The 22,091-nt window shown below is 69.5% G+C and carries 12 protein-coding genes and 2 pseudogenes; 9 read left to right on the top strand and 5 right to left on the bottom strand.

The annotated features are described in order from the left end of the window. The first annotated feature begins 149 nt into the window (after nucleotides 1-149). The 5 genes from I3V78_RS32630 to I3V78_RS32610 are packed head-to-tail and all read left to right on the top strand — an operon-like array spanning nucleotide 150 to nucleotide 5,531. On the top strand, nucleotides 150-2,501 hold the full coding sequence (locus I3V78_RS32630; protein WP_204493776.1) for a hypothetical protein: 2,352 nt from the start codon (nucleotides 150-152) through the stop codon (nucleotides 2,499-2,501). Between the two features lie 33 nt (nucleotides 2,502-2,534). Further along, nucleotides 2,535-3,575, top strand: a complete 1,041-nt coding sequence (locus I3V78_RS32625; protein WP_204493774.1) for an NAD(P)/FAD-dependent oxidoreductase — start codon at nucleotides 2,535-2,537, stop codon at nucleotides 3,573-3,575. Nucleotides 3,576-3,615: 40 nt separating this feature from the next. Continuing rightward, complete coding sequence (locus I3V78_RS32620) at nucleotides 3,616-4,050, top strand: hypothetical protein (RefSeq protein ID WP_204493772.1); 435 nt, start codon at nucleotides 3,616-3,618, stop codon at nucleotides 4,048-4,050. A 60-nt stretch (nucleotides 4,051-4,110) separates the two neighbouring features. After that, nucleotides 4,111-4,674, top strand: coding sequence for a hypothetical protein (locus I3V78_RS32615; protein WP_204493770.1), 564 nt, complete (start codon nucleotides 4,111-4,113; stop codon nucleotides 4,672-4,674). Between the two features lie 50 nt (nucleotides 4,675-4,724). After that, nucleotides 4,725-5,531: a hypothetical protein gene (locus I3V78_RS32610; RefSeq protein ID WP_204493768.1), complete on the top strand. Its 807-nt coding sequence runs from the start codon at nucleotides 4,725-4,727 to the stop codon at nucleotides 5,529-5,531. Here the strand turns inward: I3V78_RS32610 and I3V78_RS32605 are convergent. The 3 genes from I3V78_RS32605 to I3V78_RS32595 form a co-directional block, all read right to left on the bottom strand. Next, a complete protein-coding gene (locus I3V78_RS32605) occupies nucleotides 5,500-7,404 on the bottom strand; it encodes an ATP-binding protein (protein ID WP_204493766.1) in 1,905 nt (634 codons plus the stop codon). The genes I3V78_RS32610 and I3V78_RS32605 overlap by 32 nt on opposite strands. Before the next feature lie 99 nt (nucleotides 7,405-7,503). Further along, nucleotides 7,504-8,496, bottom strand: a complete 993-nt coding sequence (locus I3V78_RS32600; protein ID WP_204493764.1) for a S1 family peptidase — start codon at nucleotides 8,494-8,496, stop codon at nucleotides 7,504-7,506. A gap of 101 nt (nucleotides 8,497-8,597) precedes the next feature. Beyond that, nucleotides 8,598-9,791 (bottom strand): cytochrome P450, encoded by a 1,194-nt coding sequence (locus I3V78_RS32595; RefSeq protein ID WP_204493762.1) that lies wholly within the window; start codon nucleotides 9,789-9,791, stop codon nucleotides 8,598-8,600. Between the two features lie 140 nt (nucleotides 9,792-9,931). On the opposite strand from I3V78_RS32595, the gene uvrA reads away from it, so the two are divergent. The 4 genes and pseudogenes from uvrA to I3V78_RS32575 all read left to right on the top strand — a co-directional run. Beyond that, nucleotides 9,932-15,229 carry an excinuclease ABC subunit UvrA gene (gene uvrA, locus I3V78_RS32590; protein WP_204493760.1) on the top strand — a complete coding sequence of 1,766 codons (5,298 nt, stop codon included), beginning with the start codon at nucleotides 9,932-9,934 and terminating at the stop codon, nucleotides 15,227-15,229. Nucleotides 15,230-15,352: 123 nt separating this feature from the next. Then, on the top strand, nucleotides 15,353-17,143 hold the full coding sequence (locus I3V78_RS32585) for a hypothetical protein (protein WP_204493757.1): 1,791 nt from the start codon (nucleotides 15,353-15,355) through the stop codon (nucleotides 17,141-17,143). Nucleotides 17,144-17,552: 409 nt separating this feature from the next. After that, nucleotides 17,553-17,699, top strand: a pseudogene (locus I3V78_RS40405) (helix-turn-helix domain-containing protein); the annotation flags it as partial. A gap of 217 nt (nucleotides 17,700-17,916) precedes the next feature. After that, nucleotides 17,917-18,513, top strand: a pseudogene (locus I3V78_RS32575) (IS630 family transposase); the annotation flags it as partial. A 75-nt stretch (nucleotides 18,514-18,588) separates the two neighbouring features. Here I3V78_RS32575 and I3V78_RS40260 read toward each other — a convergent pair. Both I3V78_RS40260 and I3V78_RS32565 read right to left on the bottom strand, forming a co-directional pair. Next, the gene (locus I3V78_RS40260; protein ID WP_204493755.1) at nucleotides 18,589-21,159 is read right to left on the bottom strand and encodes an AAA family ATPase; all 2,571 of its coding nucleotides are present in this window, start codon (nucleotides 21,157-21,159) and stop codon (nucleotides 18,589-18,591) included. Nucleotides 21,160-21,430: 271 nt separating this feature from the next. Next, on the bottom strand, nucleotides 21,431-22,066 hold the full coding sequence (locus I3V78_RS32565; RefSeq protein ID WP_204493752.1) for an SGNH/GDSL hydrolase family protein: 636 nt from the start codon (nucleotides 22,064-22,066) through the stop codon (nucleotides 21,431-21,433). Between the last annotated feature and the right edge of the window lie 25 nt (nucleotides 22,067-22,091).

Raw genomic sequence — 22,091 nt, 5'->3', positions numbered from 1 at the left:
AGGTCAATGGGCCCGCGTTGACGTGTCAGCCGCCGTGTCAGGCCCCGCGATCGGGGTCGATTCCCCTGGGTCTCCCTGGGAATCCGCCCTGGCACGGCGCGTGCTCTGGGGTGGTCACGAGCTGTCTCGTGAGCACCGTGGGAGCGTGTATGTCATTGCTGAGTGAACTGAAGACCGTGCTGGACAAGCTGGGCCGGGCCGGGTGGCGCAACTACCTCTTGGAGACCCAGGGGCTGGACATCTGCGCGGCGGACCTCGCCGCCGAGCTGTCCCGGGACCTGAACGTCAACCGCGCCCTCGACGGGTTCGACGACTTCGCGCCCCAGGGCCGACGCGCCATCGAGCCGGGAGACCCGGCGCGCAGCCTGCTCTACCACGCCCTGGCCAGCCCGGATGTCCGCCCCGCGCTGCCCGACAGCGCCTATCCCTCCTGGGCGGACCTGGACTGCCTGGAGAACTACATCTACGCGCTGGCGCCCTTCTCCGAGGAGGACCTGAAGGACGCCGTGGTCGCCGTCTTCGCCTACGAGTACCGCGCCCGCGAGGTGAGCACGCACCGTCAGCACGCCGACCTCGCGTTCTCCCGCACGGGCCTGGCGCGCGTGGGCACCGGCGAGGCCCTCTACAAGGCCCCCGAGCGCGCCTACACCCCCATCACGGGCGACCCGGGCAACATCGCCGTGCTGCCCGCGCGCTACGGCGTCTTCCTCGCCAAGTGGCGCTCGGGCGCGCATGACCAGATGTCGCTGCTGGGCGACGAGGTGGCGGGGGATGCCGGGCGCAAGTTCCTCTATCCCATCCGCAAGCTCTTCGCCGGCGCCGAGTGCGTTCCGGGCCGCACGCTCTCGGTCCAGTTCGCCGAGTCCCACCGCAGCGAGAAGATCCGGCGCATCATCCAGCGCGCGCCGGGGGCTCGGGTGCCGGACGGCCTGGACATCCACCGCGCGCCCTACTTCCGCGAGAGCCCGGATCCGGAGCTCGTGCGCATGACGCCCGTGGGCGCCACGGTGATGATCAGCGCGCCTCCGGGGCCGCTCGTCCGCGAGGCGTGGCAGGTCAACTCCAGGACGGGTGTCAAGGAGCGCGCCCGCTTCATCGTGCCGCCGCGCGACAACCTGCTCGGCCAGCCCATCAACCGGCACTACACCGCGTTCATGATCCTCGGCAGCCGCCTGGATGCCGCCGCGGAGAAGGTGCAGGACCTGCTCCACCTGAAGAACGTCGTGCCGCGCAATGCCCCCGAGTTCGTCCACATCCGGCGGCAGGTCAACCCGGACCAGAGCATGACGGACCTGAACCAGGAGTTCCCCTCCTACGGCGGGCTGGCGAACAAGATCGACGCGGGCGACTACGAGGCGGCGCTGTTCGAGGACGGCGTGTGCGACGGCTGTGTGGCGGCGTTCGTCGATGGGCTCGGCCGGGACCTGCCCGCGCGGCCCGCGTTCTCCGTGGTCGCCGCGCCGAGCTTCTTCCCGCGCGCCACCGAGCTCGACCTGGAGGACTGGACCGAGAAGCACCCCAACCAGTTCGAGGAGGGCAGCGCGCAGCCCCTGTGCGAGGGCCGCCACTACGTGAACCCGCACATCCGCCTGCCGCAGCGCAATGGCATCCCGAGCGACACGCGGGCCTTCGGCGTGGATGACTCGGTGGTGGCGGTGGTGGGTCGGCCGTACGGTGGACCCAACCGGCCTCCCGAGAAGCAGCCCCTGGTCTACTCCACCCACTTCCTGCCGGACGCGGGCTCCCACGAGTTCTTCCCCGGCTGGGACGTCACCGTGGCCGATGACCGCGAGGGCGTGAAGAAGGAGGGGCTGTTCGAGCACGGGCTGTACTACACGACCTTCGGCCTGGGCTCGCCGTACCCCGAGGACGTGAAGTTCTGCTCGGCGGCCAATGGCTTCTGGCCCTCGGCCTCCCCGGACGCGGCGCGCACGTTCCACCGCGTGGACACGCCCACGTCCATCCTGCTGCTGGATCGGGAGCTCGGCCACCATCCCCAGCACCCGGAGGTGCTGTCGGGCCAGGTGAAGTCCGAGCCGGGCTGGGACGGGGGCTACGGGCCCTTCTTCCAGGCGCACGGGGCGCGGGCGGGGGTGAACTACGGCAACCTCAGCCACACCGACTACATCACCGCCTCGTTGGACCAGCGGTTTGGCCGGGCGCTCTTCGCGGACCTCACCAGCGACGTGCTCATCGAGCGCATGGCGTGCCACCGCAAGTGCATCGAGACCCTCGACCAGAAGCCCCACGGCACCGCGCAGGTGAACACCACCAACTACTGGATGATCACCGCCGAGGAGCGCGACTGGGACACGGTGCCCGGCAGCGAGCTGGAGGGCCGGGGCTACCTGTTCGAGTACGCGCTGACCACGAAGGACAACCCCGAGGACGTCTCCGGCCAGTACGACCGCTCCTGGCAGGCCATCCAGCCGACCATCTACCGCTGCGAGGTGACGGTGGACGGCGTGGTCCGCACCTCGCTGCGCACCCTGCCGGCCTGACGTTCCACCCCGTTGTGTGAAGGAGCCCTCACCATGACCGCATTCCAGACCTCAACCGTGGACGTCGTCGTGGTGGGGGCGGGCCCCGCGGGCCTCGCCTCGGCCATCGTGCTCGCGGAGGCGGGCCTCCGGGTCCTCGTCTGCGAGCGCCACGGGGCACCCCGGGCCGCTCCCGCGGAGAGCCTGCATCCCGGCTGTGAAACGCTGCTCGAGCGGCTCGGGGTGGGGGCGGCGTTCCGGGGCGTGGACTGGCCCCGGTATACCGGCATCCGGGTGGCGGGTCGGCTCGACCGCTTCGGGGCGGATGCGCGCGGGCCGTGGTTGGGCTTCCACATCCACCGCGACCGCTTCGAGGCGTTGCTGGAGGCGCGCGCGGTGGCCCTGGGCGTGGAGGTCCGCCGGGGGGTGACGGTCCGGGGCTTGCGGCGGGAGGGGGCGCGGGCGGCGGGGGTGCTCCTGGACGAGGGGGCGGTGGCGGCCCGGTGGGTCATCGACGCGACGGGCCGCCAGCACGGGGCCGAGCGGTGGCTGGGCCTGCGGCGCGAGTGTTACTCGGCGCCGCTGGTCGCCTGGCGGGGGGAGGTCGCCGGAGGGCCGGTGGACGAGGACGGGGCCGCGCGTTTCGAGCGGCGGGGCGAGGGTTGGCTCTGGACGGCGCGCGTGGGACCGGAGGTGTCGACCTGGACGCTGCTCGCGCCCCGGGGGCAGCCGCCGCCCGCGCTGCCCGCGCACCTGGCGGGATTGCCGACGGTGCTGCCTCGCCGGGGCATGGACGTGAGCTGGCGGGCGATGCGGCCGTTGGTGAAGCCGGGCTGCCTGGTGGTGGGTGACGCGGCGGCGGTGTTCGATCCGGCGGCGGGGCAGGGCGTGTTCTTCGCGCTGCGCTCGGGCATCACCGCCGCCGAGACGCTGCGCGCGTGCCTCGCACGGCCCTTCCTGGAGGCGCCCCTCCTGGCGGCCTATGACGATTGGGCGCTGCGCCAGGTGGAGTACAAGGTCCACGGTCTGCGCGAGCTGTACCGGGGCCTGGGCCTGTCCCTCGCGCGCATGGACACCGAGGCGCTGTCCGCCTGAGTTGGAGGGCGGGACCTCCGCTGCTTAGAGTGGACGCCCCATGTCCGTCAACGATCGCGAGTCGCCCTGGCGTACCGCCTTGGCCGTCATTCTTGTCGCCTGGGGCTGGTTCGAGCTCCTCTTGATCCTCTTCTGGCCCGAGAGCCGCGAGATGTGGCGGTCCGGTGGCGGGGTCCTGGTGGGAGGCTTCCTCGTGGTGGTGGGCCCCGAACTCCTGATGTGCTGGCACGTGGCGGCCCGGAACCGTGGCTTCTACAAGCCCTTCCTCGTGGCGCTCGGGGGCCTCGTCCTCGGGGTGACCTTGGCGGTGCTCGCCTCGCGCTTCGGTGGAACTCTGGCGGTGAAGGCGCCACTCGAGGCCTTCATCACCCGGGTGCTTGGGTGGGGGCTTGTCCGCGTGTTCGTCTACCTGGGCGTGTGTGGCGCGGTGTTGGCGGTGGCGTCCTCGCGGAATCGAACGGCCGTCAAGCGGTAGCGCTCTGTCCGCGAGGGGGTGGAGCGCGGCCATCCGTCTGTCTATCGTGGGGAGGGCTCCATGACGACCTCCCGGAAGAACACCCCCTTCAATCGCACCGTCCCGTCCGCACGCAACCTTCGACGGATGCGCGCGCGGGCGCGGGCCCAGGGGCGATCGCTCGAGGCGTTCGACGCGTTTCCCGAGGACTCCCGGGGCGGCGCCGCGGAGGGAAACCGGCGCCCCCTCCTGGGCCTCATCGCCGTGCTCCTGGGACTCGTCGAGCTGCGCCTGGGTCCGTCCTGGCTGGTCGGGGACGAGGGCAGGGCGGCGGTCTGGATCTGCCGGGCCTTGAGTGCCCTCACCGTCATCGGCCCCGGGGGGGTGTTGTGGCTCTTCCGCGTGGAGCGCCACCGCGGGCTGTATGCCCGGTGCCGGGCGCTCGTGCGTCCGGTGATGTTCTTCCTGTTCGCGTGCGCGCCCGTCGCCTTGATCTGCTCGGTCGTGCTGGGGGGCGAACAGGGGCGGCGCTGCGGGCACTACTTCATCGGGTTGGTGGCGGGCGGATTCTTCCGGGCCCTCGTGCTCGGAGGCCTGCGCGGGGCGGTGAATGACGCCCCCCCGCCGTTCTCCGGGCGGCGGTAGCCCTCCCGTATTGGAGCGCGGGAAGGGCTCCGTCTATCGTCGGGGCGTCCATGACGACCACCCCCGCCCCCTCTTCCGTGCCGCGCTCGCTCGCCGTCCTGAGGGAGCGGGCCCGAGCCCTCGATGCGACGCGCGCGGACGTCGACGCGCTCCTGGAGGCCATGTCGCGCCCGGTGTCGCCGCGGGAGGAGCCGCGCCTGCGCGCGGACGTGCTGTACCGCATCCTCGACGACCCGATGCTCGGGGGCCTGCGGGGCGGCGATGGTCGCCGGGTGGACGAGACGGCCGCTCAGGCGTTGCTGGCGCTCGGGGCGGCCCCTGCCCGCGAGCTGTCCCCTCATGGCCAGAAGGTGCTCCAGCACGTGCGCGTGACTCAGTCCGCCGCTGTCGCGAAGCCGCGGGCCCTGGACGCCGGTGGGGCCCAGGCAAGGACGTCGTGGCGCACCGTCGTGGGTTCCTTCCTCCTCGCCTGGGGGGTGGTCGAGACCGGCGCGGTCCTCTCCTGGCAGGTGCCGTGGCAGATCACGGTCGGGTGCCTGGGGGCCGTCGGGCTCACGATGTTCTGGCCCGGGATGCTGCTGCGCTCGACGTCGCGCAACAGAAGGTCTTACGGGCTGTCCGCCATGACCCTGAGCCTCGCGATCGTCGTCATGCTGCTCGTGAGCTTCTTCTCGGTGCTCGGGGGGGGAAGCCCCGAGGTGATCAAGCAGATCCAAGCCATTCTCAAGATGACGCTGATGGGGGGGAGCGTCCGCGCGTTCGTGTTCGTGTGTGTCCTCGTCGCGATGCCGGCTGAGCCCCTGCCCGCGGCGCGCCCGGGGCGTGTCACCCCACCGAGGCGAGCACCTCGCGGGTGACCTCCAGGAGGGCGCGCGCGTTGAAGGGCTTCTCCACCCGGCGGTTGGGGATGCGCTCGAGGAAGGAGCGGGCCTGGGGGGTGAACGCGCCGCCGGTGAGGAAGATGACCCGGCCCGTGAGCTCCGGCCGCAGCCGGTGCAGCGCCGCGTGGAAGTCCATGCCGTTCATGCGCGGCATCATCAGGTCGCAGAGGATGAGGTCGAAGCGCTCCCCGGCCTCCAGGCGGGGCAGGACCTCGGCCGCCAGGGTGGTGAACTCCACGTCGTGGTGGGGCCCCAGGATGCGCTCCACCGCCGAGCACAGCAGCGGCTCGTCGTCGATGACGAGCACCCGGCAGCGGGGGCCGCCCTCGTAGTCGGGCAGCGGCGCGCGCTCCTGCTCCGGCACGAACTCCAGCTGGGAGGCGGGCAGGAGCACCTGGAAGGTGGTGCCCCGGCCCAGGTCGCTCTGCACGTGCAGCTCGCCGCCCATGGCGGTGATGAGGTTGTGGCAGATGGACAGCCCCAGGCCCGTGCCCGTGCCGGGGGCCTTGGTGGTGAAGAACGGATCGAAGATGCGGCCCATCAGCTCCGGGGCGATGCCCGCGCCCGTGTCGGAGATCTCCACCACCACCCGCCCGTCCGCGTGCGGACGCGTGGTGACGCGGATTTCATGCTGCTCGGCGTCTCCGTCCGAGGGCAGCGACTGCACGGCGTTGACCAGCAGGTTGAGGAACACCTGGCCCAGGCGCGAGTGGTTGCCGTGCACCGCCGGCACGTTGTCGCCGTACGCCTTCACCAGCCGCGCCCGGTGGCGGATCTCCGCGGAGGCCAGGTTGAGCGTGGAGTCGAGCACCTTGCCCACGTTCACCGCCTGGAGCTTCTCCTGGGTCTCGCGCGAGAACGTCTTCAAGTCGCCCACGATGTGCTGCACCCGGTCCGCGCCCTGCAGGGCCTCGTCGAGCGCGGCGCACACGGGCTTGAGCGTCGTGGTGCCGCGGTCCAACTGCCGCGTCAGCTCCGCGTGCACGTAGCCGAGGTTGGCCGTCACGTAGGCCAGGGGGTTGTTGATCTCGTGCGCCACGCCCGCGGCCAGCGTGCCCACCGAGGCCATCCGGTCGGCGAGCTGCAGGCGCGCCTGGAGCTGTTTGCGCTCGGTGACGTCCGGGAAGAGGGAGACGATGTGCGGGGTGCCCGCGTACTCGGCGATGCCCACGTAGACGAGCACGTCGCGCAGCTCGCCCTGCTTGGTGCGCATGCGCGCCTCGGCGCCCCGGACGATGCCCTGCTCGCGCATGCGCGCCGCCATGCGCTCCTGCTCGATGGGCGACTCCCACAGGTTCAGGTCGCGCGGGGTGCGCCAGAGCATCTCCTCGCGCGAGTAGCCGAACAGCCGCGTGAAGGCCTCGTTCACCTCGACGAAGGCGTTGCCCTCGCGCGTGGTGATGCAGGTGGGCAGGGGACTCTCGCGCAGCAGCACCGCGCACAGGCCGTCCAGCTCGAAGTCCTCGGGCAGGGGCGCGGGCCGCTCGGACGCCCGGCGTCGGGCGAGCCGCAGCCGGTGGAGGGTGGTGGGCTCGTCCAGCGGCAGCGACAAGAACTCGTCCACGCCCGCGTCCAGCAGGGGGGGCAGCAGCTCCAACTGCTCGGGGTTGGCCACGAGCACCAGCGCCGTCTGGGAGCCGCGCACGCTGGCCCGGAGCGCGCGCACGAGCACGATGCGGTCGCCCTGGTCATCCATGCCCATGACGACCATGGGGAAGGGGTGGTGCGCGAACGCGGCGACGGCGCCCTCCTCGTCCCTGACCCGGGTGGGCACCATGCCGATCTGGCGCATGAGCCGCTCCACGGAGGTCAGGTCGGTGCTCGCGGATGGCACCAGCAGGGCGCGCATGTGTTCCTCTCGGAAAGGGAGGCGCGCCCGGGGGGAGGGGACGCGCCTCGCGGCTCCTCGGTGTCCTATCATGGGTAGCGGACGTCCGCTGGCGACGGGCTATTGCAGGTAGTCGCGGGGCGCCACCCGCGTGACGAGCGCCGCCTGGGCACGCAGCCACCGGTCGATGACCTGGATGAGCCCGTCGAAGGTGTCGCGCAGGGCCCAGGCCCGTCCGTCCGCGCCATCCAGCCGGGCGCAGCGCTCCAGGCCCTGCCGCAGGGCCGATTGGACGCCCGGACAGTCCGTCCGTTCCCGGAGGAGCTTCTCGGCGGCGCGGGCATAGAGCTGGTAGCACGCCGCGGGGTCTCCGCGGTTGTAGAGGGGCGCGCCGAGCTGGATGGACTGCAGGAGCGTGAGCGCCACCTCCTCGAGCACATCCGGGCCGCACCCCTCCAACAGGGCGAGCGAGTGATGGGGCACCTGTCGCTGCCGGGACGCCGCGGGGCGCGCCTGCCCGAGCGTGGACAACGGGTGGGTGCCCGGCTGCTCCAACAGGGGCAGCACGTAGCCCGAGGGGATGACGATGGTGACGGGCCGTCCATCCGCGAAGGCACACGTGGCCACGCCCACCCAGGCCCCCGAGGCATCGAAGGCGGGACTGCCCGAGGACTCCTCCGGCAGCGCGCCCTCCAATTCGAGGAAGGTGAGGGTGTCGTCGAGTTCCTGGACGGCGTGCACGCGCGTCTCCAGCAGGCGCAGCTGGCCGTCCGGGCTCGGGTGGAGGATGAAGAGGGGGGCGCCCTCGCGGGGCGGGGCGTGGGCGTCGGGCCGCAGCGCCTCGACTCCGCGCACCGGAAGTTGGAAGAGGGCCAGGTCCCGCTTCTCGTCGAAGGCGATGACGTGCTCCACGGACAGGAAGCGCCCGTCGGAGAGCAGGACGGAGAGCTCCTCGGCCCCCGCGACCACGTGGAGGTTGGTGACGAGCACGCCTCCAGGGGACAACAGGAACCCGACGCCCTGGCGATGCGGCATCTCCAGGAGCGCCAGCGAGGAGATGGCCTGGGCGGCGGCCTCCTGGACCACGGGAAATCCGGTGTCGACGTCGGACATGGGGTGTCCTCCTGTCCACAGCATGGGCACGGCCCCGGGTTGCAGCAGACAGGAGGCCTCGGGTGTCCCGATGCAGACCGGGCAGCCAGGCGGGCGCGGGCTCAGTCCCGGTGCGCCACCAGGGGCAGGCGGGCCGGGCCGCGCACGATGAGCGAGCTGTTCCACGTGAGGGGCTCGGCGCCCGCGGACAGCCGACCGAAGCGGGCGACGAGCGCCTCCAGGGACAGGCGTGCCTCCAGCCGCGCGAGCTGCGAGCCGAGGCAGAAGTGGATGCCATGGCCGAAGGGCAGGTTCTGGGGCGCGGTGCGGGTCGGGTCGAAGCGCTCGGGGTCCTCGCAGTAGGCCTCGTCCCGGGTGGCCGCGCCCATGAGCAGCAGCAGCCGCGCGCCCCGGGGCAGCCGCACCCCGCCCAGCTCCGTCTCCTCGCTCGTCAGCCGCAGCACGCCGTGCGCCGGCGGCTCGTGGCGCAGCGCCTCCTCCACGAAGCGCGGCACGAGCGCGGGCTGCTCGCGCAGCCGCGTCATCAACTCCGGCTGCAACCGCAAGCGCAGGGCGGTGTGGCTCAGCAGGTGCAGGGTCGTCTCCAGGCCGCCGATGAGCAGCAGGACCATGAAGCCCAGCAGCTCGGTGTCCGACAGGGACTCGCCCTCCACCTGGGCCCGCAGCAGGTCGCTCATCAGATCGTCCCCGGGGTGGCGCCGCCGCTCGTCCAGCACCTGCTGGAAGTGGCCGCGCGCCTCGTCCACCGTGTCGCGCATGGCCTGCTGCCGCTCGGGGTCGTCCGGGCCAATGCTCGTGAACTGGGCGAAGTGCTGCGCCCAGCGGATGAGGCGCGGGTGCAACTCGGGGCTCAGCCCGAGCAGCTCGCCCAGCACCCCCATGGGCATGGGCACGGACCAGGCCGCCACGAAGTCCACCTCCTGCTCCTCGGGCAGCGCCGCGACGATGCGCGCGGCGAGTTCCCGCACGCGCGGCTCGATGCGCGTGAGCACCGAGGCCCCGAAGGCGCGGTTGATGAGCGCGCGCAGCCGGGTGTGACGCGGTGGGTCCATCACCAGCACCGAGTCCGCGAGCGGGTAGTTGGAGATCCACCCCGGGCGGTAGGCCTGGCGGAAGCCCTCGGAGGAGAAGAGCTGGGGGTGCTTGAGCACGTGCAGCACGTCCTCGTAGCGCGTCACCGCCCACAGGCCGCCCGGGTCCACCTGACTCACCGGGGCCTCGCGGCGCAGCCGGGCGTAGAAGGGGTAGGGGTTGGCGCGGATCTCCGGGGCCAGCAGGTTGATGCGAACGCTCATGGGGGGGTCTCTCCTGGGGTGGAAGAGGGGGAGTCCATGGTAGCGACTCCCGGGTGCGCGCAGGACGAGCGGGCAGGCGTCACCCCACGTCACGGATTCCGTTGGCGGGCCCGACGTGTGCCGTTAAACACCGCCGGTCTATGCACAAGACTCACCTCGTGGGCGCGCGCACCCACAACCTCCAGTCCTTGTCGGTGGATCTCGCGGAGGGCGAGCTGGTCTGCCTCACCGGCATCTCCGGCTCCGGCAAGTCCAGCCTGGCGCTCGACACCCTGTATGCCGAGGGTCAGCGCCGCTTCGTCGAGAGCTTCAGCCCCTACGCCCGCCAGTTCCTCGAGCGGCTGGAGCGCCCGCCCATGGACGCCCTGGAGCCCGTGGCCGCCGGAGTGGCCGTGGACCGGCGCGCCCCCGTGAAGAGCTCGCGCTCCACCGTGGCCACGCTGGCCGACGTGGAGGCGTACCTGTCCGCGCTCTTCACGCGCGAGGCGATGCCGATTTGCTCCCAGTGCGGGGTGGAGGCGGTGCGCACGGACGCGCGCGTGGCGGCCCAGGCCACCCTGGACGCCGAGCCCGAGGCGCCCACGGTGCTCACGTTTCCGGTGCGCATCGCGGACACCGCGGAGTTCATCGGCGTGCGGGCGCGGCTGCTCAAGGACGGCTTCCACCGGGTGATGGTGCGCGGCGAGGTGGCGGAGCTGGAGTCGCTCAAGCCGAGCGAGGCCACGGACTCGGCGGGCGTGGCGCACGTGGTGGTGGACCGGGTGAAGCTGGTGAAGTCGCAGCTGAGCCGGGTGACGGCGGCGCTGGAGACGGCGTGGGCGCAGGCCAACGGCGAGGCGGTGGCCTTCACGCCCGCGGGGCCGCGACGCATCCGCCGGGGTCTGGTGTGCCCGAAGTGCGCGCGTGAGTTCGAGCAGGCCCGGCCGGGACTCTTCAGCTACCAGTCGCCCACGGGCGCGTGCCTCACGTGTCGGGGCTTCGGCCGCACCATCGGCATCGACTGGGACAAGGTCATCCCCAACCCGAACCTCAGCCTGGACAAGGGGGCCCTGCGCCCCTGGACGGGCAAGTCGTCCGAGTGGGAGCGCAAGATGATGCTCGCCTACGCGCGCGAGCAGCGCATCCCCACGGACGTGGCCTGGGGCAAGCTCACCGCCGCCCAGCGCGAGAAGATCCTCCAGGGCGCGGGCGACTACGACGGGGGCCGCGTCTACCCGGGCGTGCGCGCGTGGTTCCGCTGGATGGAGGGCCGCACGTACAAGATGCACGTGCGCGTCTTGCTCTCGCGCTACCGCGCCTATTCGTTGTGCCCGGACTGCAAGGGCGCGCGCCTGAACGAGGCCGCGCTGGCCTGGCGCGTGGGCGGCTTGAACCTGGCCCACTGGCACGGGCTGGAGCTGTCGGACGCGCGTGCGCGCCTGGACGGCCTCAAGGTCCAGACGGGCCAGGGCGAGCTGGTGCGCCGCGAGCTGGCGGGCCGCCTGGGCTACCTGGAGCGGGTGGGCCTGGGCTACCTCACCCTGGACCGGCCGGCGCGCACGCTGTCCGGCGGCGAGGCCCAGCGGGTGTCGCTCACCGCCGCCCTGGGCACCTCGCTCACCGGCGCGCTCTTCGTGCTGGACGAGCCCACGGTGGGCCTGCACCCCGCGGACGTGGGGCCGCTCACCGGCGCCATGGCGGAGCTGGCCACGCGCGGCAACATCGCCCTGGTCATCGAGCATGATCCGCTCGTGGTCCGCTCCGCGCACCGCGTGCTGGAGCTGGGCCCCGGCGCGGGCAAGCACGGCGGCACGTTGTGCTTCGACGGCACGCCCAAGGCGCTGGCCAAACGCGCCGACCTGCCCACCGGTCGCCTCCTGTCGGGCTCGGGCGAGGTGAAGCACACGCCCCGTCCGCGCAAGGGCGAGCTCGTGGTGCGCAACGCCCGCGCCCACAACCTCCAGGGCGTGTCCGTGCGCGTGCCGCTCGGCGTGCTGTGCGCCATCACCGGGCCCAGCGGCTCGGGCAAGAGCACGCTGATGGATGAAATCATCCACCGGCACCTGGCGCGCGCCCTGGGTGAGAAGGACGCCGAGGTGCCCGGCGAGGCCGACGGCGTGGACGGCCTGGAGGCCGTGGGCAGCGTCACCTTCGTGGACCAGTCCCCGCTGGGGCGCACCTCGCGCGGCAACGCGGCCACGTACACCAAGGCGTGGGACCGGCTGCGCGAGCGCTTCGCCTCCGAGCCCGAGGCCGAGGTGCGCGGCCTCACCTCGGCGCACTTCTCCTTCAACGTGGACAAGGGGCGCTGCGAGGCCTGCTCGGGCGAGGGCTACGAGACGGTGGAGATGCAGTTCCTCGCCGACGTGTCGCTCCTGTGCCCGGTGTGCCGGGGCCGCCGCTTCAAGGAAGAGGTGCTCGCCATCCGCCACCAGGGCTTGTCCGTGGCGGACGTGCTGGAGGCCACCGTGGACGACGTGCTCGCGCGCTTCGGCGACGACAAGGCCCTGCGGCGCGCGCTCGGGCCCGTGTCCACGCTGGGCCTGGGCTACCTGACGCTCGGCCAGCCCCTGTCCACGCTGTCCGGCGGCGAGGCCCAGCGCCTCAAGCTCGCGCGCGCCCTGGCCAGTGAGGCGAAGGACTCGCTCTTCCTCATCGACGAGCCCAGCGCCGGCCTGCACGACGCGGACGTGCGCCGGGTGCTCGCCGCGCTGCACGCGCTGGTGGAGCAGGGCGCCAGCGTGCTCGTGGTGGACCATGACCTGGTCGTCATGCGCGGCGCGGACTGGATCATCGACCTGGGGCCGGGCGGTGGCCGCAACGGCGGACGCCTGGTGGTCGAGGGCACCCCGGCGGAGGTGGCCAAGGGCCCCGGGCTCACCGCGGCGGCGCTGCGCGGCGAGCTGCCCGAGGTGGTGGTGCCGCCGCGCAAGGTCAAGGGCACGGCGGACGCGCCGCCCGCCATCGAGGTGGACCACGCGCGCGAGCACAACCTCCAGGACGTGTCGTGCCGCATCCCCCTGGGGAAGATGACGGTGGTGACGGGGCCGAGCGGCTCGGGCAAGAGCTCGCTCGTGTTCGACGTGGTGTTCGCCGAGGGCCAGCGCCGCTTCCTGGAGACGCTCACCCCCTACGCGCGCCAGTTCCTGCCCACCATGCCCCGGCCGGACGTGGAGCGCATCGGCAGCCTGCCGCCGTCCGTGGCGCTTGAGCAGCGCACCTCGCGCGCGGGAGGCACCAGCACCGTGGCCACCGTCACCGAGGTGGCCCACTACCTGCGCCTGTTGTTCGCCAAGCTCGGGCAGGCCCACTGCCCCAACGACGACACGCCCATCGCCGCCACCTCACCCGAGGCCATGTACGCGCAGCTCATCGCCATGAAGGGCGAGGGCGCGCTGCTGGCCCCGGTGGTGCGCGCGCGCAAGGGCACCTACCTGGACGTCTTCACCGCCGCGGCCCGCGCGGGCATCGAGAAGGCCATCGCCGACGGTAAGGAGGTCTTCAACGACCGGCCGCCCGCGCTCGCCAAGACGCGCGAGCACGACATCGACCTCGTCCTGTACGAGGGCCGGCTGTCCAAGCTGCCGCGCGAGGTGTTCGACAAGGCGCTCGGCTGGGGCAAGGGCGCGCTCAAGGCGCGCGTGGGCACCAAGGAGACGCTCCTGTCGAGCGAGCGCACCTGCCCCACATGTGGCTTCTCCGTGCCGGAGCTGGATCCGCGCTGGTTCTCCTTCAACACGAAGCAGGGCCGGTGCGAGGCGTGCGAGGGCACGGGCATCCAGGGCGGTCCCGAGGCGCTGGCCGAGGGCCACACCGAGCGCTGCGAGACGTGCGAGGGCTCGCGGCTGGAGCCCATTCCCCGTGCCGTGCGGCTGGAGGGCTCGCGCTACCACGAGGTGGTGCAGCGCTCCGTGTCCTCCACGCTCGCCCGGGTGCGCGAGTGGAAGTTCAAGGGGGACCGGGCGCTGATCGGCGAGCCGTCGCGCCAGGAGCTCTTGCGGCGCATGGAGTTCCTCGAGCGGGTGGGCCTGGGCTACCTGTCGTTGGACCGCAACGCCGCCACGCTCTCGGGCGGCGAGATGCAGCGGCTGCGGCTGTCGGCGCAGCTGGGCGCGGGCCTCACGGGCGCCATGTACGTGCTGGACGAGCCCACCATCGGCCTGCACCCGCGCGACACCCACCGGCTGCTCACCAACCTGCGCGAGCTCGTGCACACGGGCTCCACCGTGCTGGTGGTGGAGCACGACACGGACACCATCCGCGCGGCGGATCACCTCATCGAGCTCGGCCCCACCGGAGGCCGGGGCGGTGGCCGCATCCTCGCCGAGGGCCCGCCGGAGCAGGTGCTCCAGAACGAGGACGCCCCCACGGCCCGGGCCCTGCGGGAGCCCGCGGTGCTGGCGGGCCCCGCGCGCGGCGCGCCCACGAAGTGGATCGACCTCAAGGGCGCGAGCATCCACAACCTCCAGGACGTGGACCTGCGCATCCCGGTGGGTCGGCTCACCGTGGTGTCGGGCGTGTCGGGCTCGGGCAAGAGCACGCTCGTGCGGCAGGTGCTCTACCCCGCGCTGCGCGAGGAGCTGGGCCTGGTGACGGCGCGGCCGGGCGCCTACAAGTCCCTCACGGGCGTGGACGCCATCCGCCGGGTGCTGTCGGTGGACCAGTCGCCCATCGGCCGCACGCCGCGCTCGGTGCCCGCCACCTTCCTGGGCGTGTGGGACGAGCTGCGGCGGGCGTTCGCCGCCACCCCGGAGGCGAAGGTGCGGGGCTTCGGGCCCACGCGCTTCTCCTTCAACTCCGCGTCGGGGGGCCGGTGCACCGCGTGCGACGGCCAGGGCGCCATCTCCCACGAGATGTCCTTCCTGCCGGACGTGGTCACGCCCTGCGAGGCGTGCGGCGGGGCGCGCTTCGACGCCGCCACGCTCGAGGTGCGCTACCACGGGCTCACCATTGGTGACGCGCTGCGTCTGTCCGCCGACGAGGCCAAGGACGTGTTCCACGCCCTGCCCAAGGTGGCCGCGCCGCTCGCGTGCCTGTCGGACCTGGGCGTGGGCTACCTGCAGCTCGGCCAGGGCTCCAACACCCTGTCGGGCGGCGAGGCGCAGCGGCTCAAGCTGGCCTCGGAGCTGACGGCCTCCACGCGCCACGAGCCCACGCTGTACGTGCTGGACGAGCCCACCACGGGCCTGCACCTGGGGGACGTGTCCAAGCTCATCGCCTTCCTGCGTCGGCTGGTGGACCGGGGCGACACGCTGGTGGTCATCGAGCACCACCCGAGCGTCATCGCCTCGGCGGACCACGTGGTGGAGCTGGGCCCCGAGGGCGGTGCGGCCGGTGGCCGGGTCGTGGCCGAGGGCACGCCTCGCGAGGTGTCCCGGCTCAAGACGGCCACGGGTCGGGTGCTGCGCTCCCTGTTCCCGGACGAGTCGCCCCCTCGCAAGGCGGCGCGGGGGCGGTAGGACGGCACCGCGGTATCCCGGGCAGGGAAGAAATCTGCCCTCGGTGGGCCCCCGCCCGGGATGCTTTTTTCGCGAGGGCCCGTGCCTAGTTTGTCCTCCAGTTCAACGGAGGGGGACCAGGGAATGATCTGGAGTTCTGTGGCGGTCATCGCGGCGGTGCTCGCGAGCACGACACCCGTCATGCCAGTGCGCGTCGGCAACGCGCTCACGCTGCCGGCGCAGCGGCACGCGGTGCGGATCGATACCGGAGGGGGCCACGCACCGACGTGGCTCCTGGCCATCCAGCAGGAAGGGGCGGATGGCCGCGGCCTGTCCTTCTACCGCTCGGATGACGAGGGCCGCACGTTCCGCTACGCCGCCCCCATCCAGCCGGACGCGAGCCACGCGGACCGCGCGGACCTCATCGCCGTGGGCAAGGACGTGGCGCTCGTCTACTCCTGGGAGGCGCCCAGCCTCAAGGCCTCGTCGCGGCACGACGTGTACTTCCAATGGTGGCGCTACCGCGCGGGCACCCACGATTGGGCGCCGGAGCCCGCCGTGCGCATCTTCAACGCCGACGACTCCACGGCCTATACCCGGGCCTTGCTCGCGCGCGACTCCAAGGGCCGCCTGTGGGTGCAGGCCTTCCGTCTGGAGTCGGATGGGGGCTCCACGGCGGTGCTGTCCGTGTCCACGGATGGCGGCTCGAACTTCGAGCGTCAGGCGAACCTGGGCCGGGTGAAGCGCCGCGGCGGCGGACGGCTGCTCAGCGTGGGCTCCAAGCTCGTCTTCGTCTACGCCATGCACGACGGGTTCGAGCCCACGCGCATGCGCATCCGCGACGACAACGAGCCGGTGGAGGCGTGGGGCTCGGTGAAGGACGCCTTCTCCGACGGCATCTACCACGGGGCGGCGCTCAGCGCGGTGGCGGACGGCAAGGGCGGCATGCACCTGGTCTACAAGGACGAGACGGAGCGGCTGTACCACCGCCACTTCAACGGCTCGACCTTCGGCTCGCGCACGCTCCTGGAGTCCTCGCGGGACTGGGCGATGCAGTCGGCCGTCACCCGGGTGGGCGACACGCTGTATGTCTTCTACAACGTCATGCGCCAGTCCATCGGCGGGTATGAGATTCATGCCCGGACGCTGCGCGACGGGAAGTTCAGCGCGCCGGTGGTGCTCGACACGAAGGGCACCTACAAGGGCTACCCCAACGCGCTCGAGACGCTGCCCGCGGGCGTGTCCGAGGTGCCCTGCTTCTTCGGCGAGGCGCCGGACGACAACTCCCGGGGCCACATGGTGCGCGTGAAGCTGGAGGCCCGGGGCGGTGGCTCCGAGCCCCCGCCGCCGCCCCCCTCCGCGCCCCCGGAGGAACTGCCCTCGCCGGGCACGGAGCTCTTCCGGGACGGCTTCTCCCGGAGCTCCTCCAAGAGCCTGGGGTCGGACTGGTCCCAGCGGGGCCTGTGGCTGACCAACGGCAAGCGCGCGGTGAGTGACCTGGACACCTCGCGGGGCAACCAGGCCCTGGCCTCGCCCTCGCGCTGCCGCGACTGTCAGGTGGAGGCGTGGCTGCAGGCCTTCGCGGTGGACGAGGCGGGCGTGGTGCTGCGCGCCCAGGGCCAGGCCGCCTACGCGCTCGTGTACCTGCCCTCGGGTCGGATCCAAATCCGCCGCTACCGCGAGGACGGAAGCCACACGGTGCTGGGCGAGGCCTCCAGCGGCCAGTCCTCCGCGCGCGAGGGGGCCCTGTTCACCCTGGCGGCGTGGGGCTCGGGGCCGGTGCGGCTGGCCGCCTCGGTCAACGGCCAGGTGCGCCTGATGGTGACGGACACGAGCTCCTCGGCGCTGAAGTCCGAGGGCCTCGCGGGCCTGTACACGCCCATCGCCGGGGTCTGGTTCGACGACTTCCGGGTGCGCGAGCTGGAAGAGCCCTAGGCACGGTCTATGCCGGATGCAGGCGGCGTAAGTCGCTGAAGAGGAGCGCCACCTGCACCATGGCTAGGTGATTGACGGCCAGCTTGTCGTAGCGAGTGGCGTTAACGCGATGCTCCCAGATGAACTACGGCATGCGCTACCCAATCGTGTGTGCTGGTCGCAAGATAAAATGGGAGCGATGGAGTGAGAGTCAGTTAGTGCGGAGTACTTCGCCGGTACTGCGCAGCAGCACATCGCCAAGTCATCATCTCACCAATAGCCGACGTTAGGCACTTCGGTGCGTCCGTAATATTGTCGCTATTGTTCGGAGTGCATAACTGGGTTTGCTGTCACTCTGGACTAGCGACCTTGGTAGGCACTGACAGCGGGAATCGAATGAGCTGAGGCGCCCAGGGGTTGATCGGGAGCGATGGGAACGACAGCACTCTCGATGGACTTGAGGCAACGGGTGGTTGAGGCCTTCCAGCAAGGAGAGGGGACGTCCAAGCAATTGGCACGTCGCTTCGGAGTGGGTAGGGCCACGGTCCAACGCTGGATGCGTCTCACTCGTGAGACGGGAAGCCCTGCTCCGCGGCCGCACGGGGGTGGGCAAACCCACCTAATAGGCGATGGGGAGCTGAGCGCTTTTCGTCGCCTGGTCGATGAACAACCCGACCGGACCCGAGCCGAGATGGCGCGAGCGTGGACGGAGCGCACAGGCGTGCGAGTGAGCGTGGCAACCATCGGCCGGACGCTGACGCGATTGGGCTACACGCTCAAAAAAAGTCCGCTACCCGACCGAACGCGAACGACCCGACGTCCAAGCCCAACGAGAGGCCTTTCACCAACGACAACCCGAGCTTCCGACTCCCAAGGTGTTGAGCATCGACGAGGCGGGCTGCACCATCGACATGATGCGCGAACGAGCCTGGGCCCCGACGGGACAACGCGTGGCGCAAGCTGTCCCTCGCAATCGAGGCACCGTGCTGAGCATGATTGGCGCGCTCAGTCTCGATGGGCTGGAAACCGTCATGATGAATGAGGGAGCCACGACTGGGGATGTCTTCCTCCATTTCGTCAGCCATTATCTCCTGACGATGCTGCGGCCTGGAGACATCGTCTTGTTGGACAGAGCGGGGGCGCACTTTCGAAAGGAAGCCATCGCCCTCATTGAGCAGCATGGAGGCCAGGTGCTCTACCTGCCTCCGTATTCACCCGACCTCAACCCCATTGAATTCGCATGGTCCAAGCTCAAGGGATTGCTCCGGACGGCAGAAGCGCGCACCGTCACAGCACTTCGTCAGGCGGTCGAGGACGCCATGCTGCTCATTTCTGCCTCGGATGCGGCCCAATGGTTCAAAGCCTGTGGCTTTCAGCCTCAAGCCACGTGATCTCCGCTGTGAGACGGCGTCATCGGCTCCGCAGCAGTGTCACAGCGTTGTGTCGCCACGTGCAGTCGGGGCAGTTTACTTCTTTGCGGAAATAGCCGTCTGTCGCTGGCGCTTGCGAACGAGGTCTGCAAGGAGGGTAACTCGCGGTCGTACTCGCTTGGCGGCTAACGCGAGCAATGCATGTGTCCCTACCAGGGTCAAACTGCGCTGGGCACGCGTCGCCGCCGTGTACAATAGATTCCTATCAAAGATGCGACTGGGACGATCTGCGACGATGAGCACATGGGCCCATTCTGAACCTTGGGCCTTGTGCACTGTCATCGCATACGCGGGAGTGAGTGTGTCCACATGCGCCTGTGCCACTGATATCGGGTCGGACTCACCCTCAATTTTCAACAGCAGGCCCTCAGAAGAACCGCTTTGGATAACGCCTTGAAGGCCGTTGAAGAGACGCGTGCCATGTACCGTAGTGTTGCAGACGACGCGGTCCCCTTGTCGCAGGTTGCGAGAGCACGGCAGCAAAGGTTTACTCCCGTTGAAACGCGTCTGTATGTGATCGTTGAGCGCCTTCACCGTCTCTCTGTTTGGCGTGATGACCTGTACCTCGCCAAGATTGCCGTTCGCCTCGGCTATGAGGCGCGCGAATTCGCGGAAAGCCATGTCGAGGACATTTTTTTCGGGAGTAAGGAGTGTTACTCCTTCACCGGGCGATGGCAGTCTGCCTTGGAGAATGGAATGCGATGCGTCGATAAGTGCGTCCCGGCCTTTTTCGACGCGATGAACTTTTGAGAGCCTCACGGATTTTACTTCGCCACTGGCGAGTAGATCCTTGAGAACTGCGCCATGGCCAATACTCGGTAATTGATCCGGATCCCCCACCAGCACAAGCCGCCTGACGTCCTTGGCCAGTTCGAGCACCTGATCCATTAGCTCTATATCGAGGAAGCTCGACTCATCTATAATGAGGCCATGCGGAGGATTGTGCTCGAACTCTTTGCTTTTTCGGAGCCACGCGTGAACGGTGCGTGCTTTTGATGGGTATGTGTTCGTCATCATTCTGAGGCGTTGAAGGGCTTTGTTCGTTGGTGCAGCCAGGAACCACCGGTCACCTTTGTTTCTAGCCCAAGATTCAAGTACGATGCTCTTGACTACATGTGTCTTGCCTGTGCCCGGCCCACCGGTAATGATCGAGAACCGGTAGTTGAGCGCTGTTTCGACAGCCTTGCGCTGATCCTCCGTTAATTCTTTCAATCGGTGTTCACCTAGGGGGAGAGGGCTGTGCAAGCGGCGCGCACATATCCTTTCGCTTACGCGTGCTTCTATGTCGGCCACCGCCTTGAGTGCGATCACATTCTCCTGCTCCCACTGCCCAGAGACGAGAAAATCACCTGTTTTTGCAGTGGTTTGAAGACAAGAGAGCACCTCCCGCGCGTCTGCATGGACGACACGTGCAACCAATTTTGCTAGATCTTCGGCGATGTAAGCCGCATGTCCATCTTGTATGCTTCGCGCCAATGCTTGCCCCGCGTATGCATTATAACGCTCAGACCTCAGCACGAGCTCTTGTGCCTCGACGAGGAGATCGGCGAACCCAAGTTCCTCCTGCTTGACCACGTTCTTTCGCGAGGCCATATTACACAGGGCTGAGTATGGGTTCTCGAGCACCACGGGAAGCGGTTCCTTCTTCCAGGGGTTTTCCTCCCTGAGTTTGAAGCCTGTTGTCAGGATTTCTGTGGGCATGGGCCATTGTGTGCGATTGGCGAGGACTCGAGCGGTGGCATCGCCGCATTTCTCGCGAATCAACTCTGGCTGCTCTACTGGCCATGACAATGCTTCAGCGCCAGCCTGAACTGTCCATGAGCCCTTGAGCCCCATGTGCTCGCCTGCAGTGTGTAGCAGTTGCAATCCATTCTCGGGTTTGGAGCGGTAGAGCGTATGGATCAAGGTAATTAAAGCGGATAGCCCTTCAGGAGCAACACGGCATGAATTGCATACATTGAAGCTGCGCGGCTCACGTTCTGAATGCCAACTTGCCCTTGCTTCACGGAGGGGCTCCACGCCGAACCATAAACATTCACCGTGCTCACCCACCAATGTGGAGGCATCGAGTTCGATGCCTGGCGTCGAGCCCGCGTTGTAGTCGCGCGTTTTCGCCTCATCCACTAAATGGGTCGCATGCACTTCGAAGAAGAAGGCGAGACCGCCTCTCTCGTCGAGTGCTGCAACATCGGGCTTTCGCCCTGTTGATGCATCCCGCACTTCCTCCAATTCCTGCGCCCATGAGCCTGAATGCAGGATTTCTTTGGAGTAAGGCTCTTTGCATCGCCGACACTTCACCAAACCCAAGAGAGGCCTGTCCTGATGGCGCAGGCGCTGGAGTCCATCAAAGAGGAATCGCTTAGCGCGCCGGTGGAGGATGCTCTCTAGCGCTGCGGAGACACACTCATCATCATCCGCATGCGCAAAGTGCGGAATGATGATCTCCGGTTTTTTGCGCGGTAGCCGGTACTGTCCGAGCGAGCCACAGAACGGACAATAGACGCGCGGGCGTGAGCCGACTGCTGAAGGAAGCGATGCTACGTCAGCCTCATTATCTCCGTCGAGAAGGACACGCGTGGTGATGAGCCGACCATCACGGCTCGTCACATATGGCGAGCCGTCATATCTGGGTACGCCCAGTGCCCTGGGGTGCGGTAGTTGAGCGGGAGTTGGACCAGCCACAAGGGTGCATTTTACCCTGATTCTGCTACCCGCTTCATGTGTCCGGCGTACACCTCAAGACATTCGGCACTGAATGTGAGGAACTGGAGATCGGCCGTGCGCAGTGCATCCGCCTGAGCCACTTCCAGTTTTCCTCTTCTAGGATGGTATTCTTCACTCGCCACAATGGCGCGGCACGCCTTGCTCAAGCGAAGCCCTAGCCGGTGGCGCGGGGCCGCTCGGGGGCGGCCTCGCAGGCCCGCTGCAGCACCGGCCAGAAGTGCTCCGCCATGCGCTGGTAGCCCGCGTCCGAGGGGTGGAAGCCATCGGCGGAGAAGAAGTTCCCGGCGGGGAGCTCCACGTGGCTGGGGGCGTACAGGTCCACCCCCAGCAGCCCGTGGCGGGTGATGACGCGCTCGAGCGCCGCGTTGAAGGCGCCGATGCGCTCCACGATGAGGGGCAGGGGCAGGAAGTGGGCCGCGAGCCGGGCCACGGGCGCCAGGGACATGTCGGGCAGGTTGGACACCACCACCCGGGCCCCCGTGGAGACGAGTCCGCTGGCCAGCCGGTCCATGTTGGACTCGAACTCGCCGGGCGTCACGCCGCGCCACAGGTCGTTGATGCCCACCCCGAGCGTCACCACCTGGGGCGAGGTGCGCTGGGCCCGCGCCAACTGGCCGGACAGCACGGTGGCGCTGGTGGCGCCGCTCACGGCGAGGTTGAGCAGCCCCACGCCGTCCCGCGTCCGGCGCAGCCGCTGGAAGAGATACTCCACATAGCCGCCCGGACGACCCCCCACACCCACACCGGAGGAGTCACCCAGGGCCACGTACTTGAGGGAAAGCGTGCTCATGAGGGGCTTTCTCATAGCGGCCAGG

Source organism: Archangium primigenium (assembly GCF_016904885.1).
Classification (GTDB): Bacteria; Myxococcota; Myxococcia; order Myxococcales; family Myxococcaceae; genus Cystobacter; species Cystobacter primigenius.
This window is presented reverse-complemented; position numbering and strand designations above follow the sequence as displayed.